15 protein-coding genes are annotated in these 15,657 nt (G+C 35.7%); 14 read left to right on the top strand and 1 reads right to left on the bottom strand.

All coding sequences use genetic code 11. From position 1 onward, the window contains the following. The 9 genes from fmt (at position 1) to spoVM (ending at position 8,750) form a co-directional block, all read left to right on the top strand. The gene (gene fmt / locus BC6307_RS12880) at positions 1-942 is read left to right on the top strand and encodes a methionyl-tRNA formyltransferase (RefSeq protein WP_066417718.1); all 942 of its coding nucleotides are present in this window, start codon (positions 1-3) and stop codon (positions 940-942) included. Further along, on the top strand, positions 943-2,280 hold the full coding sequence (rsmB, locus tag BC6307_RS12875; protein ID WP_066417714.1) for a 16S rRNA (cytosine(967)-C(5))-methyltransferase RsmB: 1,338 nt from the start codon (positions 943-945) through the stop codon (positions 2,278-2,280). It abuts the gene before it with no gap. Positions 2,281-2,283: 3 nt separating this feature from the next. Then, positions 2,284-3,369, top strand: a complete 1,086-nt coding sequence (gene rlmN / locus BC6307_RS12870; RefSeq protein ID WP_066417711.1) for a dual-specificity RNA methyltransferase RlmN — start codon at positions 2,284-2,286, stop codon at positions 3,367-3,369. A gap of 5 nt (positions 3,370-3,374) precedes the next feature. Beyond that, positions 3,375-4,130, top strand: a complete 756-nt coding sequence (locus tag BC6307_RS12865) for a Stp1/IreP family PP2C-type Ser/Thr phosphatase (protein ID WP_066417729.1) — start codon at positions 3,375-3,377, stop codon at positions 4,128-4,130. 5 nt (positions 4,131-4,135) lie between these two features. Next, entirely contained in the window at positions 4,136-6,121 is a 1,986-nt protein-coding gene (pknB, locus tag BC6307_RS12860; protein WP_066417710.1) for a Stk1 family PASTA domain-containing Ser/Thr kinase, read from the top strand. An 11-nt stretch (positions 6,122-6,132) separates the two neighbouring features. Continuing rightward, positions 6,133-7,011: a ribosome small subunit-dependent GTPase A gene (gene rsgA, locus BC6307_RS12855; protein WP_066417709.1), complete on the top strand. Its 879-nt coding sequence runs from the start codon at positions 6,133-6,135 to the stop codon at positions 7,009-7,011. Between the two features lie 5 nt (positions 7,012-7,016). Next, positions 7,017-7,676, top strand: coding sequence for a ribulose-phosphate 3-epimerase (gene rpe / locus BC6307_RS12850; protein ID WP_066417708.1), 660 nt, complete (start codon positions 7,017-7,019; stop codon positions 7,674-7,676). Positions 7,677-7,961: 285 nt separating this feature from the next. Next, positions 7,962-8,615, top strand: a complete 654-nt coding sequence (locus BC6307_RS12845) for a thiamine diphosphokinase (RefSeq protein WP_066417727.1) — start codon at positions 7,962-7,964, stop codon at positions 8,613-8,615. Between the two features lie 54 nt (positions 8,616-8,669). Beyond that, complete coding sequence (gene spoVM / locus BC6307_RS12840) at positions 8,670-8,750, top strand: stage V sporulation protein SpoVM (protein WP_066417706.1); 81 nt, start codon at positions 8,670-8,672, stop codon at positions 8,748-8,750. A 268-nt stretch (positions 8,751-9,018) separates the two neighbouring features. On the opposite strand, the gene rpmB is transcribed toward spoVM, so the two are convergent. Beyond that, positions 9,019-9,207: a 50S ribosomal protein L28 gene (gene rpmB, locus BC6307_RS12835; RefSeq protein ID WP_066417703.1), complete on the bottom strand. Its 189-nt coding sequence runs from the start codon at positions 9,205-9,207 to the stop codon at positions 9,019-9,021. Positions 9,208-9,574: 367 nt separating this feature from the next. Here rpmB and BC6307_RS12830 point away from each other — a divergent pair, with 367 nt between their 5' ends. From BC6307_RS12830 to recG, 5 genes are all read left to right on the top strand, one after another. Further along, entirely contained in the window at positions 9,575-9,937 is a 363-nt protein-coding gene (locus BC6307_RS12830) for an Asp23/Gls24 family envelope stress response protein (RefSeq protein ID WP_066417700.1), read from the top strand. A gap of 15 nt (positions 9,938-9,952) precedes the next feature. Beyond that, positions 9,953-11,611 carry a DAK2 domain-containing protein gene (locus tag BC6307_RS12825; protein WP_066417697.1) on the top strand — a complete coding sequence of 553 codons (1,659 nt, stop codon included), beginning with the start codon at positions 9,953-9,955 and terminating at the stop codon, positions 11,609-11,611. Positions 11,612-11,988: 377 nt separating this feature from the next. After that, a complete protein-coding gene (sdaAB, locus tag BC6307_RS12820) occupies positions 11,989-12,651 on the top strand; it encodes an L-serine ammonia-lyase, iron-sulfur-dependent subunit beta (protein ID WP_066417689.1) in 663 nt (220 codons plus the stop codon). A 40-nt stretch (positions 12,652-12,691) separates the two neighbouring features. Further along, a complete protein-coding gene (sdaAA, locus tag BC6307_RS12815) occupies positions 12,692-13,579 on the top strand; it encodes an L-serine ammonia-lyase, iron-sulfur-dependent, subunit alpha (RefSeq protein ID WP_066417687.1) in 888 nt (295 codons plus the stop codon). After that, positions 13,572-15,620, top strand: coding sequence for an ATP-dependent DNA helicase RecG (recG, locus tag BC6307_RS12810; RefSeq protein ID WP_066417685.1), 2,049 nt, complete (start codon positions 13,572-13,574; stop codon positions 15,618-15,620). The genes sdaAA and recG overlap by 8 nt, the downstream gene beginning before the upstream one ends. Positions 15,621-15,657 lie beyond the last annotated feature (37 nt).

Genomic DNA, 15,657 nt, shown 5'->3' with positions numbered 1-15,657 from the left:
ATGAAAAATATAGTATTTATGGGGACGCCAGATTTTGCAGTTCCGGTTTTACAGCAATTAATAAATGATCAATATAATGTGATCGCTGTAGTAACTCAACCAGATCGTCCAAAAGGGAGAAAAAAAGTTCTGACTCCTCCACCAGTTAAAGTGGAAGCAGAAAAGCATAAAATCCCTATTTATCAACCAGAAAAAATACGCTTAGAGGAAGAATATAAAAAAATCATCGAGCTACAACCAGATTTAATCGTCACCGCTGCATTCGGTCAAATTCTTCCTAAATCATTATTAGATGCACCTAAATATGGATGTGTTAATGTTCATGCATCCCTATTACCTAAACTACGCGGAGGCGCTCCGATTCATTATTCTATCATTCAAGGCGAAGCGAAAACAGGCGTAACAATTATGTACATGGTAGAAAAGTTAGATGCTGGCGATATTTTAACACAAGTAGAAGTTGAAATTTTAGAAAGTGACCATGTTGGTACATTACATGATAAGTTAAGTGTAGCAGGTTCAAAGTTATTGTCAGAAACATTACCTCTTCTGTTTGAAGGGAAATTAAATGCTATAAAACAAAATGATGATGAGGCTACTTTTGCGTACAATATTAAACGAGAACAAGAAAAAATAGATTGGTCCAAAGATGGAGAGGGAATATATAATCACATTCGTGGTTTACATCCTTGGCCAGTTGCTTATACAACGTTAGATGGTCAAGCAGTAAAAGTTTGGTGGGGAGAAAAGATCTCAACAACTAAATCTGGTAACCCCGGTGAAGTAATTCACATAGAAAATGATGGGTTTGTTGTGAAAACTGGCAATAATATTGGAATAAAGATAACAGATCTTCAGCCTGCTGGTAAAAAGAGAATGACTGGAGAGCAATACCTAAACGGTGCGGGGTCCGCCTTAAAAGAAGGAGCTTTGTTAGATTAAATGAAAAATGTTCGTGAATTAGCAGTTGATGCATTATTAAGTATAGAAAAAAATCAATCATATTCTAACCTATTACTCAATCATTATTTGGACCAACATAAAGTGCAAAAAAAAGATGCTGGACTTTTTACAGAGATTGTTTACGGAACAGTACAAAGAAGGATGACGATTGACTATTATTTAGCTCCTTTTATTGCTAAACAAAAAAAGCTTCAAGACTGGGTTAAAATATTATTGAATATCTCTCTATACCAAATGTTATATTTAGACAGAATTCCAGAGCGAGCTGTCATTTTTGAAGCGGTTGAAATAGCCAAAAAGAGAGGACATAAAGGGGTAGCATCTGTTGTAAATGGTGTATTACGGTCCATACAAAGAAATGGTGTACGTTCGCTTGATGACATAACGGATGAAATAGAGAAAATATCTATAGCAACAAGTCATCCGAAATGGTTAGTTGAAAAATGGGTCGAACAATATGGACTAGAACAAACAACTTTAATGTGTGAACAAAATTTAAAGCCACCTTTTCAAACCGCTCGAGTAAATACACACAAAGCAACGGTAGAAGAAGTAATGGAAATGCTAATAGATGAAGGGTACAATGTTGTAAAAGGAGAAGTTTCCCCTTATGCAATTGTTTTAAAACAAGGGAATCTTGCCTACTCTAAAGTCTATGAGAAAGGCTTATTAACGATCCAAGATGAAAGTTCCATGTTAGTGGCACCTTCGTTAGGTGTAGAAATTGGACAAACGGTATACGATTGTTGTGCTGCACCAGGAGGAAAAACGACGCATATTGGTGAATTGTTAAAAGGAACTGGTAAAGTTTTTGCAACAGATTTACACGAACATAAAGTTAAATTAATCGTTAGCCAGGCAACCCGTCTTGGACTAACAAACATTGAGGCTAAAGCATACGATAGCCGAAAAGTACAAGATATATTTGAACATGAAAGTTTTGATAAAGTTTTAGTTGATGCTCCGTGTTCGGGATTTGGGGTTATTCGAAGGAAGCCAGACTTAAAATATGCTAAATCAGCAAAAGATATAGAGCAATTAGCTACCATTCAAAAAAATATATTAACTCATGTTGCTCCTTTAGTAAAAAAAGGTGGCACACTAGTTTATAGTACATGTACAATTGATAAAGAAGAAAATATGGAAGTTGTTTCCGAATTTTTAAAAGAACATCCTCATTTTTCTTTAGATGCAGAATTTAGAAATTTAATTCCCGAGGTTGCACACAAATACGTGGAAAACGGTATGTTGCAAATTTTACCTCATTATTTTAATAGCGATGGATTTTTTATTGCGAGACTAAAAAGGCAGGTGTAAAAGATGGAGAAAACAACACGAAAGCAGCAAGATGCAACAATAACGAAACCTTCCATCTACTCGCTTCAACTTCATGAGTTAGAAGCTTGGTTAATTGAAAATGGTGAGAAGAAATTTAGAGGAAAGCAAATTTTTGATTGGCTCTACATTAAGAGGGTAACTTCTTTTGAGGATATGTCGAACCTTTCAAAAACTTTAAGAGAAAAGCTAGAGGAACAATTCGTACTTACGACCCTAAAAACACTTATTCAACAAACATCATCTGATGGAACTATGAAGTTTTTATTTGAATTGCATGATGGATATTCCATTGAAACAGTTTTAATGCGACATGAATATGGTAATTCAGTATGTGTCACAACACAAGTAGGTTGCCGAATTGGCTGTACATTTTGTGCCTCTACATTAGGGGGATTAAAGCGAAACCTAGAAGCTGGGGAAATTGTAGCTCAAGTTGTTAAAGTGCAACAGGCAGTAGATGAAATGAATGAACGAGTAAGTCATGTAGTTATAATGGGAATTGGCGAACCGTTTGATAATTTCGATGAAATGTTGGATTTCTTAAAAATTATCAACCATAACGATGGTTTAAATATTGGTGCAAGACATATTACGGTTTCTACGAGCGGAATTATTCCAAAGATTTATAAGTTTGCTGATGAAAATATGCAAATAAACTTTGCTATATCCCTACATGCTCCAAATACAGAGATTCGCTCAAAGCTTATGCCAATTAACCGTGCGTATAAGTTACCAGACTTGATGGAAGCTGTTAAGTACTATATTGAAAAAACAGGACGTAGAGTTAGTTTTGAATATGGGCTTTTTGGTGGAGTTAATGACCAAGTGGAACATGCGGAAGAATTGGCAAGATTAGTGAAAGGAATAAAATGTCATATTAATTTAATTCCTGTAAACTATGTTCCAGAAAGAGACTATGTAAGAACACCGAAAGAACAAATTTTTGAATTCGAAAAAACATTAAAGAAATATGGGGTAAATGTTACGATCCGTCGCGAACAAGGTCATGATATTGATGCAGCTTGTGGACAACTTCGTGCGAAGGAGCGTAAAGAGGAGACGAGGTGAATTCATTGAAGAGTGTCTTTTTAACCAATAAAGGGAAAGTACGCACACATAATGAAGACCATGGTGGAATTTATGAAAAAAATGATGGATTAACCTTGGCGATTGTGTGTGATGGAATGGGCGGTCATCAAGCTGGTGATATTGCAAGTAAGCTAGCAGTTGAAAAAATGGAGGCATATTGGAATGAGGAGGAAGTTTTCTCCTCTCCTAATGATACAGAAACGTGGCTTAAAAATAAAATTGTACAAGTTAACTCAGACTTATATCAATATGCGAGCGTACATAAAGAATGTAATGGAATGGGAACAACAATTGTCGCGGCAGTATGTACCTCTTCGTACGTTACGATTGGGCATGTAGGGGATAGTCGTTGTTATTTATCATCAGAAGAACAAATAAAACAATTAACAGATGACCATTCCTTCGTAAATGAGCTTGTAAAGAGTGGTCAAATTTCTAAGGAAGATGCTGAACATCATCCGAGAAAAAATGTTATTTTACAAGCTCTCGGGACAGAGCAGTCAGTGAAAGTAGATATAAGAACGCTCCCACTTGAGGAAGATGGTTATTTGTTATTATGTTCTGATGGACTAACGAATAAAGTAAGTGATGAAGAATTAATCTCTATACTACATAATAGTGAAATGTTACTACAAGAAAAAGCGGAACAAATGATTAATCTTGCGAACGAATATGGTGGAGAAGATAATATATCCGTTGCAATAGTCAACTTATCTGTCACCGAAATGGAAAGCAGGTGATATGTATGTTAATAGGAAAAAGATTGAACGGACGGTATAAAATTGAACAAGTAATTGGTGGCGGGGGAATGGCAAATGTCTATCTTGCCCACGACATGATTTTAAACCGTGACGTTGCAGTAAAAGTGTTACGTTTAGATTATGCTAATGATAATGATTTTATTCGCCGCTTTAGAAGAGAAGCCCAATCCGCAACTAGTTTAGATCATCCAAACATCGTTAGTATTTATGATATCGGTGAAGAGAATGATATTTATTATATTGTAATGGAATATGTGAAAGGGCAAACTTTAAAACAATATATCCAGCAGAACGCACCAGTTGCTTTTAACAAAGTAGTTGAAATAATGGATCAATTAACGTCAGCTATTGCTCATGCTCACGATAATGGAATTATTCACCGTGACATTAAACCACAGAATATCCTTATTGATACAGAGGGTAATATAAAAGTAACAGACTTTGGAATAGCGATGGCTTTATCGTCCACAACAATTACACAAACAAATTCTTTACTCGGCTCTGTTCATTATTTATCACCCGAACAAGCTAGAGGTGGAATAGCGACAAAAAAATCAGACGTATACGCAATTGGAATAGTAATGTTTGAAATGTTAACAGGAAGCTTACCGTTTTCTGGAGAATCGGCTGTCTCAATTGCATTAAAGCATTTACAATCAGACACTCCGTCGCCTAAGCGTTGGAATCCTACCATTCCACAAAGTTTAGAAAATATTGTACTTAAATCGATGGCGAAAGACCCGTTATATCGATACGAGTCTGTAGACGAAATGAATGATGATATAAGTACGGCATTAGAACCTCATCGGAGAAATGAACAACCATTTTCTATACCAGATGAAGACGAAGAAGCTACGAAAGCCATTCCGATAATTAAAGGCGCAGCTTTAAGTTCAGCAAACTTAAAAAATGAAGATACAATTCCACCTACTTCCGAACAGAAAGAAAAGAAAGAGAAAAAGAAAGATGCTCCTCCAAATAAGAAAAAAAGTAAAAAGAAAAAATGGCTTATCGTTCTTTTCACTCTTCTTTTCTTACTCGTTGCCGGAGGAATTTTCGCGTTCACTGTACTGCCTTCTTTATTAATTCCAGAAGAAGTAGAAGTGCCTGATGTTGTTAATTACGAATATGATGATGCCGTGGAGCATTTATTATCACTTGGCTTTGAAATAAACGAACCAATTGATGAAACTAGTGATGATATTCAAGAAGGAAACGTAACAAGGACAAATCCGGTAGCTGGCAGAAGGGTAAAAGAAGGTTCACCAATTACTATATATCGTAGTATCGGGAAAGAAACATCTGAAATGGACGATTATCGTACTCTGTCCTTGGAAGATGCTGAACGACGGTTAAAGTTAAAAGGTCTAGACAATATTGAAAAAGTAGAAGAGTATTCTGAATCGGTAGAAGCTGGAATTGTTATGGAACAAGATCCTGCTCCAGGAACAGCAATTATACCAGAAGAAACGATCGTACGACTAATAGTATCAAAAGGATCACAACCGATTAAATTAACTAATTATAAAGGTTCAACGGCCGAATTCGCCCAAAATCATCTTACAGATTTAGGATTTTCAGTAAAAGTAGATGAGGAATATAGTGAGACTGTCCCAGAAGGTAATGTAATAGATCAAAATCCAAAGCCTGATACGGAAGTTCAAAAGAACAGTGCGGTGCAGCTAATTGTTTCAAAAGGTCCGGAACCTGTAGATATAACGGTGAGCATTACTGTAAATATTCCTTATAGTGGGGAAGAAGAAGATCAAGAACAGACGGTTTCTATTTTTATAGAAGACTTAAATAATACGATGGAATCACCTGTTGAGTCGTTTAAAATTACAGAAGATACGAATCAAGAAATATCATTAACCATTCCTTATAAAGGGAAAGCTAGTTACAAAATTTTAGTTGATGAAACGGAAGTATTAAGTAATACAGTCGACTATGATGAAATGAAAGATTATTAAGGAGGAATTATATGCCAGAAGGCAAAATTGTCAAAGCATTAGCTGGTTTTTACTATGTTTTGGCAGACGATGGATCTATTACTCAATGTAGAGGAAGAGGGGTATTTAGAAAAAATAAAATTACCCCTCTAGTTGGGGATATCGTAAAATTCCAGGCTGAAAATGCTCAAGAAGGCTATGTGTTGGAAGTGCTTGATAGAAAAAATGAGTTAACAAGACCTCCTATTGCCAATATTGACCAAGCAATTTTAGTTTTTTCGGCTGTTGAACCAGATTTTAGTACAGCATTACTAGATAGATTTTTAACACTAATTGAATCAAAACATATTACTCCAGTAATTTGTATAACAAAGATGGACTTGCTTACAGATGACAGAAAAGTAAAAGAATATGCTAGTTATTATGAAAATATCGGATATACAGTATTAATGACCTCTAATAAGGATCCTGAGGGAGTAGCCACAATATACCCGTATTTAGCCGATAAAGTATCAGTAATTGCTGGACAGTCTGGTGTTGGAAAATCATCTTTACTTAACGTGTTACGTCCAGACTTAGACTTGAAAACGGCCGAAATTTCAATGCATCTAGGACGTGGAAAACATACTACTAGACATGTGGAATTAATAGAAGTGGAAAAAGGGTATGTAGCCGACACTCCTGGCTTTAGTTCGCTTGAGTTTTTAGAGTTAGAAGTTGAAGATGTGAAAGATTGTTTCTTAGAGTTTGTACGATTAAGTGAGGGATGCAAATTCAGGGGATGCACTCACTTAAAAGAACCAAAATGTGCGGTAAAAGAAGCAGTCGAAAATGGTGAAATAGCGCTATATCGGTATGAACATTATATGAATTTTGTAGAAGAGATAACGAATAGAAAGCCGAGGTATTAACAACGATGATCAAAATTGCACCTTCTATACTTTCCGCTGATTTTGCAAATTTAGAACGAGAAATTAAAGATGTTGAGCAAGGTGGAGCTGATTACATCCACGTGGACGTAATGGACGGCCATTTTGTCCCTAATATTACGATAGGTCCACTAATAGTAGAAGCAGCTCGCCGAAGCACAACTATTCCTTTAGATGTACATTTAATGATTGAAAGTCCTGACCAGTATATTGAAAGCTTTGTAAAAGCTGGTGCAGACATTATTACGGTCCATGTTGAAGCCTGTACTCATCTACATAGAACGATTCAACATATTAAATCATTTGGTATAAAAGCTGGTGTTGTATTAAATCCTGCTACACCTGTTGAAACAATTAAACATATTATTAAAGATGTTGATTTAGTGTTACTAATGACAGTGAATCCTGGATTTGGTGGACAAGCATTTATTCACGAAGTATTACCTAAAATTAAAGAAGTTGTTCAGTTAGTTAAAGAGAATAGCCTTGATGTTGAAATTGAAGTAGACGGTGGAGTGAACGAGGAAACAGCTAGACTTTGTGTAGAAGCAGGTGCTAACGTATTAGTTGCAGGCTCCGCTATTTATAATCAACAGAATCGTAAAGAAGCTATTGAGCTAATTCGAGGATCCTACAACTTGAATTAATAAGTGTTTATAATAAGTGGGGAAAACGAATCGTTTTTCCCACTGTTTTGTTTTTATTAGAGTCTTTTTGAAAGTAGCTGGAAACGCTTGCTAATCCAGTGCCTATTATGTTGAGGGCTAAAATATGAACTATGTCCAGACTACATATTGGAAATTGGGAAGCTTTTATTGATTGTTTAGTATAAAAAGATGGGTCCCAAAAGCTAGTTTCTAGTTTGGACTTCCTCAATTTTTAACTATTTTTATCGCCCATTTTATGAAAAAAGAAGAGAGGAAAAGATGAAAATGAATATACATATAGTGGCTGGTGGGCCAGTAGAGAATATGCCTAACTTGCATGAATGGGTAGGGGAAAATGTAGTTTGGGTTGGAGTAGATCGTGGCACATGGATTCTACAAAAGGAATATGGAATTATTCCGGATAAAGCATTTGGTGATTTTGATTCAGTTTCTCATGATGAATTAATGGAATTAAAGAAAAAAACAACGAACTTATTTTTATTGCCTAGTGAAAAAGATGAAATTGATACAGAAATTGCAGTAAACTGGGCTATTAACGAAAAACCGGCTAGTATTAAATTATTCGGTGGTACTGGTGGGAGGCTAGATCATTTTTTTGGGAACATACAACTCCTCCTTAAAGGAATAAATGAAGGGTGTTCTATACAAATAATAGATAACCAAAACATTTTATATGTAGTAAAACCAGGTAAATACAACTTGGAACAAGATGTGCGTTTTCCTTATATTTCTTTTATCCCAATAACCCCAGAAGTAAAAGAACTCACCCTAACAGGCTTTAAATACAATTTAAAAAATAGGAATATTTTTTGGGGTGAGACATTATGTATTAGTAATGAACTCATTTTTAATTCTGGTACTTTTTCATTCATAGAAGGCATATTATTGGTTATAAGAAGCCAAGACAGAAACATTTAATGTGTTCAGTGATAAAATGATGCGGTAGAGGAAACTTTTCGAGGAGGGAATAGAATGAAATTTTATACAATTAAACTTCCTAAATTTCTTGGTGGAATTATAAAAGCGATGTTAGGGTCATTTAAAAAAGAGTAGAGCACCTATCGAGGGTGCTTTTTTACTTTTAGCAGATAGTGGCTCTCCATTCGTTCTTATGAAAAATAATCACCCGATAAACATGTTTACCCCTTTATCAAAACAAAACTATTAATAAACAATAAACTTCTTATGTTAACTTTATGTTGAGTAGCACGGAAGAACAGATTAACTTAAACACAAACAATGTTGTCTACTAACTTTAAAGTATGTACACACAAAAAACCAAAATAAAAAAAGCGACTACAAGTCGCTTTTTTGTATGAGATTATACTCGTTCTACTTTACCTGATTTTAATGCTCTAGCTGAAACGTAAACACGTTTTGGTTTACCGTCAACTAAAATACGAACTTTTTGAAGGTTTGCACCCCAAGTACGTTTATTAGCGTTCATTGCGTGAGAGCGTGCATTACCAGTACTAGTCTTTTTACCTGTGATTACACATTTGCGTGCCATTTAATTCCCTCCTAACTACAACAATACTACAAGTTATTTTCATTTTAGAGACTAAAAAAGAGATGTTCTTTTCTAATCCTGTATGAAAAACGAAGAAAAGTATTTACAATATGTAAATATATTCTACAGTTTTTCTGATTATGGAATGTTTGAAAATACTTATATAATTTAACATACAACCTTAGAGAATGCAATAGTTCAATGAAAAGCTTTCAAGAAAAAAACCTTGACATACATGTTTTTAGCATTCAGTATTATAATAGTGTTATGTGCAAAAAAGTTTAAGTACCTTTAAAAATGCAATTATTTATAGTAAAATAAGCAATAGTTCATAAGGTTCATAAATCTATAATAAGGGGGATCCTTTATGTCCATCGAATTAAAAACATCTTACGGTCAAATAGATATCTCTAACGATGTAATTGCAACAATTGCTGGAGGAGCGGCTGTTGATTGCTATGGGATTGTGGGAATGGCTTCAAAAAACCAAATTAAAGATGGGTTATCAGAAATTCTTCGAAAAGAGAACTTTACTAAAGGAGTAATTGTTCGTCAAGAAGAGGATGAAATACATATCGATATGTACATTATTGTTAGTTACGGTACGAAAATTTCAGAAATTGCTCATAATGTTCAAACGAAGGTGAAATACACATTGAATCAAACACTAGGTTTATCGGTTGATTCATTAAACATTTTTGTACAAGGTGTTCGTGTAACGAACCCGTAATAAGGAGGAAGTTTTGTGTCAGTTCATGTTTTAGATGGAAAACAGTTTGCTCAAATGATTTTACAAGGAGCAAATCAGTTATCTAATAATGCAAAAACAGTAGATGCTCTTAATGTTTTCCCTGTTCCAGACGGAGATACAGGGACAAATATGAATCTTTCTATTACTTCTGGAGCGAAAGAAGTAAAGAATAATATTCAACCACATATTGGTAAGGTGGGGTCAGCTCTTGCAAAAGGGCTATTAATGGGTGCAAGAGGTAACTCTGGTGTTATTCTTTCTCAATTGTTCCGTGGTTTCTCTAAAGCGATAGAACAAAAAGAAACAATTAATAGTAAAGAGTTTGCAGCTGCATTTGAAGCTGGTGTAGCCACTGCATATAAAGCTGTAATGAAGCCAGTTGAAGGTACGATTTTAACTGTTGCCAAAGATGCTGCAAAAATAGCAGTACAAGTTGCAGAAACAGAAGACGATATAGTTGTAGTTATGGAAGCAACATTAAAGGAAGCAAGAGCATCTTTAAAACGAACACCTGATTTATTACCGGTATTAAAGGAAGTTGGGGTAGTTGATAGTGGTGGTCAAGGGTTAGTTCACGTTTATGAAGGATTTTTAGCAGAACTTAAAGGTGAAGCGCTACCAGAAGCTACTACAATGCCTTCGTTAACGGACTTAGTAAACGCTGAGCATCATAAAAATGTCCACGGCCATATTAGTACGGAAGATATCGTTTATGGCTATTGTACAGAATTTATGGTCCGTTTCGAAAATGGTAAAGAGCAATTCGTGGAAGAGAAGTTTCGTATCGACCTATCAGCATATGGTGATTCCTTACTAGTAATTGCAGATGATGAGGTTGCGAAAGTACATATTCATTCCGAACAGCCTGGTAGTGTTTTAACGTACGGTCAAAAGTATGGAAGCTTAATAAGCATGAAAATTGAAAACATGCGTGAACAGCATAGCAACCTACTCGAAGAAGCTTCAAGTACAAAGCCAGCCGAAACTGAGAAAAAAGAAAAGTTCGGTATTATTACGGTTGCGATGGGTGAAGGAATAGCTGACTTGTTTAAAAGTATAGGGGCAAAAGTTGTCATTGAAGGTGGTCAAACAATGAACCCTAGTACGGAAGATATTGTAAAGGCTATTGAACAAGTAAATGCTGAAAATGTTATTATACTGCCAAACAATAGTAATATCATTATGGCTGCAAACCAAGCAGCTGATGTTGTAGGTGAGAACGTAGCTGTTATCCCGTCTAAAACAGTTCCACAAGGAATGGCTGCTATTTTAGCATTCAATCCGACGGTTGATCTTAAAGCTAACGAACAAACAATGACAGCTTCTTTACAAATGGTGAAGACTGGTCAAGTAACATATGCTGTAAGAGATACAAGTATTGATGGGATTGAAATTCAAAAAGACGATTATATGGGAATTGCAGAAAGTAAAATCGTTACAACTAGTAAAAATAAAGTAGAAGCGGCACAACAGCTACTTCAAACTTTATTAGATGATGATTCAGAAATTTTAACAATTATTTACGGTGAGGATGTTTCAGAAAAAGAAGCAGAAAAGCTGTCCGAGCAAGTGGAAGAGCAATATCCTGATGTTGAAGTAGAGATTCATAACGGAAAGCAACCGTTATATTCTTATATTTTCTCTGTAGAATAATATATAAAACTAAAGGTAGTGTGAAAATGAAGGGAGATAAGGTTAACAGCCAACTCCCTTCTTTTGTGATTTAATACGTTTTTTTATCGTTAAAGAAAAAATAAATTTTGACAGTTTGTAGGCAACTGATGACTTGTGTTCTACGTCTAGCTCCTACGCTTTTGGTTCTTGTTTTGTAATTCTAACTAGTTCAGAAATTTATTATTTTATGGTATTGTTTATATAATGATTAAAAATAGGTCCTTTCTTCGATTATATGTTTGCTTATCGTAATGTTACTTCCAGAAATTATAGGCGTAACCTAACAATGTACATGTATACATTCGAAAAAGACCTAGAAAAAGATAACTTTGCTTTATAAGGATGGGGAGACGATTATGAAGTATAGAAGTGTTTTTGATATTATCGGTCCGATAATGATAGGTCCTTCAAGTTCACATACAGCCGGCGCAGCTAGAATTGGAAGAGTTGCTCGTAGTCTTTTCGGGAAACAACCAAAATGGGCAAAAATTTCATTTTACGGTTCATTTGCAAAAACGTATAAAGGTCACGGAACAGATGTAGCAATTGTCGGGGGTATACTAGATTTTGATACGTTTGATGAGAGAATTAAGTCTTCTTTAAAGCTTGCAGAAGAACTCGGTTTAGAAATTACTTTTACAGAAGAAGAGGCTGTTACAGATCATCCAAATACAGCAAAAGTAATAATAGGTGACGATGATAACGAACTTGAACTCGTCGGAATTTCTATAGGTGGGGGAAAGATAGAAATTATTGAATTAAATGGCTTTCAATTAAAATTATCTGGTAATCACCCTGCTCTATTAGTTGTGCATAATGACCGATACGGTGCCATTGCTGGAGTAGCAAATGTATTAGCGAAATATGAAATTAACATAGGACATATGGAAGTAGCTCGGAAAGAAAAAGGAAAACAGGCGTTAATGACTATTGAAGTAGATCAAAATATAGAAGCGATTATACTGGAAGAATTATCTAAATTACCAAATATAACAAAAGTTACAAAAATAGTAGAATAATGATAACGCTTACTTTTGTGTTGACTTGGAGGGGAAACAAATGTTTCGAAATGTTGCTGAATTAGTTGAGCTTGCAGAGAGCCAAAACAAAAAGATAGCAGAAATAATGATTGAGCAAGAAATGGAGTTTACAGGTAAAAGCAGAGAAACAATTATTGCCCAAATGGAAGCAAATTTAGATGTAATGGAAAAGGCGGTTGAACGAGGGCTTGCTGGTGTTCAATCTGTTTCAGGCTTAACCGGAGGGGATGCTGTTTTAATACAAGAGTATCTTCAAAAAGGTAACTTTTTATCGGGAGATATCATTTTAGATGCGGTAAGTAAGGCGGTAGCTACTAATGAAGTAAATGCTGCAATGGGTACAATTTGTGCTACCCCAACGGCAGGTTCAGCAGGTGTTGTTCCGGGTACATTATTTGCAGTTAAAAATAAACTAAACCCAAAGAAAGAAGATATGGTTAATTTCTTATTTACATCTGGGGCATTCGGTTTTGTTGTTGCAAATAACGCGTCTATTTCTGGAGCAGCAGGTGGATGTCAAGCGGAAGTAGGATCGGCTTCTGGAATGGCTGCAGCAGCTATCGTTGAAATGGCTGGCGGAACACCATCTCAATGTGCCGAAGCAATGGCCATCACACTGAAGAATATGCTAGGATTAGTATGTGACCCGGTAGCAGGCTTAGTAGAAGTACCGTGTGTTAAACGTAATGCAATGGGTGCTGCTAATGCGATGGTAGCCGCAGATTTAGCTCTAGCAGGGGTAACAAGTAGAATTCCATGTGATGAAGTAATTGATGCGATGTATCGTATCGGTCAAACGATGCCAACAGCTTTAAAAGAAACAGCACAAGGAGGGTTGGCGGCAACACCAACGGGTAGAGAATTAGAAGCGAAAATATTTGGTGTGTCGCTCCAAAAAGGTGAGTAACTTAAAAAAATTACCTGTAACTGAAATAAAAGGAATAGGCGAGGAAACAGCGATAGCCTTAAGTACAATGGGGATTTCGACAGTAGAAGATATTTTACTGTACTTCCCTTACCGCTATGAAGATTTTCGCTTGCGGGATCTTGCGGATGTTAAGCATGAAGAAAAAATTACAGTTGAGGGGGAGGTTCATGGTGAGCCTTCTCTTATGTATTATGGCAGAAAAAAATCTCGACTTACGTTTCGTGCGTATGTTGGACGTTATTTAGTTAAAGCGGTTTGTTTTAATCGGCCATACTATAAAGATAAATTACATATTAATGAATCTGTCACGATAACTGGTAAATGGGATCAGCATCGACAGACGATTACGGTTTCTGAAATTCATTTTGGTCCTTTTAATCGACAGCAAGAAGTTGAGCCGATATATTCTGTTAAAGGAAATGTAACGGTTAAACAGATGAGGAGGTTTATCGCCTCTGCTATTAAACAATTTGGTAATAGTTTGGAAGAGTTATTACCTTTTGAATTAGTAAAAAAGTATAAGCTTCCGTCTCGATTTGAAGCAATGAATGTTCTGCATTTTCCTCAATCTTCTAATTACTTAAAGCAAGCGAGAAGATATTTTGTTTACGAAGAATTTTTACTGTTCCAATTAAAGATTCAAGCGTTAAGAAAATATAAAAGGGAACATTCAAAAGGTATCACCCAACATTTTAACAGTGATGTTTTAAATGAATTTATAGAGTCTTTACCGTTTCCACTAACGAATGCACAAAACCGTGTAGTGAATGAAATATTACGAGACCTTTCTACACCGTATCGAATGAATCGGTTGTTACAAGGTGACGTAGGTTCTGGAAAAACAGTCGTTGCGGCAATCTGTTTATATGCTACAATACTATCTGGCTTTCAAGGTGCATTAATGGTTCCAACTGAGATATTAGCAGAACAACATGTTCATTCTTTAAAAGGGTTGTTTCAGCAATATGACATATCTATCGAACTGTTATCAAGTTCTGTCAAAGGAAAAAAAAGAAGGTTGTTATTAGAAGATCTTCAAGAAGGGAAAATAAATATCATCGTAGGAACTCATGCACTTATTCAAGATGACGTTAACTTTGCTAAATTGGGCTTAGTTATTACAGATGAACAGCACCGTTTCGGTGTAGAGCAAAGGAGGGTTTTAAGAGAAAAAGGGTTTAATCCAGATGTATTATTTATGACCGCTACCCCAATCCCAAGAACTCTTGCTATTACAGCTTTCGGTGAAATGGATGTATCAACGATTGATGAAATGCCAGCCGGGAGAAAAGTAATTGAAACATACTGGGCAAAACACCAAATGATTGATAGAGTGTTAGCTTTTGTTGAAAAAGAACTCCAGCTAGGTAGACAAGCATATGTTATTTGTCCATTAATTGAAGAATCGGAAAAAATAGATGTGCAAAATGCAATTGATGTTCATTCGATGTTAACTCATTTTTATAACGGTCGTTGGCAAGTTGGGTTAATGCATGGAAGATTAACAGCTGATGAAAAAGAAGACGTGATGCGTCAGTTTAGTGAAAACGAAGTACAAATTCTAGTATCTACGACTGTCGTTGAAGTAGGTGTAAACGTTCCGAATGCGACGATGATGGTTATATACGATGCCGAACGATTTGGGCTTTCCCAATTGCACCAATTAAGAGGAAGAGTTGGACGAGGAGAGCATCAGTCTTACTGTATTTTGTTAGCTGATCCAAAGTCAGAAAACGGAAAAGAACGTATGAAAATAATGACAGAAACGAATGATGGATTCACACTTTCGGAAAAGGACTTAGAATTAAGGGGACCTGGTGACTTTTTTGGAAGAAAACAAAGTGGTGTACCCGAATTTAAAGTAGCTGATATGGTACATGACTATCGGGCGCTAGAAGTTGCGAGACAAGATGCGTATAACATGTTACATTCAGAAGAATTTTGGGTGGATGTTAATTATGAAACGTTAAGAAAGATTGTGTTGGAATCAGGAGTACTAGACGGTGACAAGTTAGACTAGAGCTATTACTAGTCATTAGTTATGACGGTGATTATTT

Origin of the sequence: Sutcliffiella cohnii (assembly GCF_002250055.1) — a bacterium.
Lineage (GTDB): Bacteria > Bacillota > Bacilli > Bacillales > Bacillaceae_I > Sutcliffiella > Sutcliffiella cohnii.
The sequence above is the reverse complement of the archived record's forward strand: the minus strand, read 5'-3'. Positions and strand labels throughout refer to the sequence as shown.

Bases quoted from the DNA above. Each gene is read 5' to 3' on its own strand.
- spoVM (WP_066417706.1), top strand. From the start codon at position 8,670: ATGAAATTTTATACAATTAAACTTCCTAAATTTCTTGGTGGAATTATA.
- fmt (WP_066417718.1), top strand. From the start codon at position 1: ATGAAAAATATAGTATTTATGGGGACGCCAGATTTTGCAGTTCCGGTT.
- rlmN (WP_066417711.1), top strand. From the start codon at position 2,284: ATGGAGAAAACAACACGAAAGCAGCAAGATGCAACAATAACGAAACCT.
- rpe (WP_066417708.1), top strand. From the start codon at position 7,017: ATGATCAAAATTGCACCTTCTATACTTTCCGCTGATTTTGCAAATTTA.
- BC6307_RS12830 (WP_066417700.1), top strand. From the start codon at position 9,575: ATGTCCATCGAATTAAAAACATCTTACGGTCAAATAGATATCTCTAAC.
- sdaAB (WP_066417689.1), top strand. From the start codon at position 11,989: ATGAAGTATAGAAGTGTTTTTGATATTATCGGTCCGATAATGATAGGT.
- pknB (WP_066417710.1), top strand. From the start codon at position 4,136: ATGTTAATAGGAAAAAGATTGAACGGACGGTATAAAATTGAACAAGTA.
- rsmB (WP_066417714.1), top strand. From the start codon at position 943: ATGAAAAATGTTCGTGAATTAGCAGTTGATGCATTATTAAGTATAGAA.
- BC6307_RS12845 (WP_066417727.1), top strand. From the start codon at position 7,962: ATGAATATACATATAGTGGCTGGTGGGCCAGTAGAGAATATGCCTAAC.
- rpmB (WP_066417703.1), bottom strand. From the start codon at position 9,207: ATGGCACGCAAATGTGTAATCACAGGTAAAAAGACTAGTACTGGTAAT.
- sdaAA (WP_066417687.1), top strand. From the start codon at position 12,692: ATGTTTCGAAATGTTGCTGAATTAGTTGAGCTTGCAGAGAGCCAAAAC.
- rsgA (WP_066417709.1), top strand. From the start codon at position 6,133: ATGCCAGAAGGCAAAATTGTCAAAGCATTAGCTGGTTTTTACTATGTT.